The organism is Pseudidiomarina sp. WS423 (genome assembly GCF_050750165.1).
Lineage (GTDB): Bacteria > Pseudomonadota > Gammaproteobacteria > Enterobacterales > Alteromonadaceae > Pseudidiomarina > Pseudidiomarina fusca.
Genome location: NZ_JBOJLN010000056.1, coordinates 1 through 554, shown reverse-complemented (window position 1 = coordinate 554; position 554 = coordinate 1). Strand labels below are relative to the sequence as shown.

The 554-nt window shown below is 49.3% G+C and carries 2 protein-coding genes; both read right to left on the bottom strand.

Going from position 1 to position 554, the window contains the following annotated elements; translation table 11 throughout:
- Positions 1-236 (bottom strand): hypothetical protein (locus ACQ661_RS12755; protein ID WP_431668595.1); only part of this gene is annotated, 236 nt, incomplete at its 3' end.
- Between the two features lie 18 nt (positions 237-254).
- The coding region (locus tag ACQ661_RS12750) for a transposase domain-containing protein (protein WP_431668594.1) at positions 255-554 on the bottom strand (300 nt) is incomplete at its 5' end.

The window sequence follows — 554 nt, the reverse complement described above, 5'->3', positions numbered from 1 at the left end:
CCTGGTGGGATTTTCCACTGGCGATTATCATCGCTGACCACCATCACTGATTTCTTGTTGATTTTGATGACCACCCCGAACACTTGGCCTTCTTTGGCCTTGAAGTGCACTTTTTGGCCTAAACGTAGCTGGCTTAGAACAGTGATATCGTTTTGCAAACGCAAGTTCTCTATCCGCTTGCAGATAAGCTCGTTCAGGTCGTGTAATTCGTCTAAGGTTAGGTCTTCTATGCGCATATCGCCTCCGTCTGGAGGCTATTCTACCGAAGTGGCGGGTAAAGCAAAGAGATCAGAGCGCAGTGGATTATCAGCGAACTTAGTTTTCCAATACCGTGGCGTCAGTTCGTGCACCAGGCTGGCAGGGTGTTGGCTGATGCGCAGCAGCACATCGGTCAGATAATCGTTTACATTGATATTATGTAAGCGGCAGGTCACTATCAGGCTTTGGATAACGCCAACATGCTCTGCACCGATTTCTGTCCAACAGAACAACCAATTTTTTCTCCCCATGGGTATGGGCCGAAGCGCCCGCTCCAGATGGTTTGTATCCAGCGG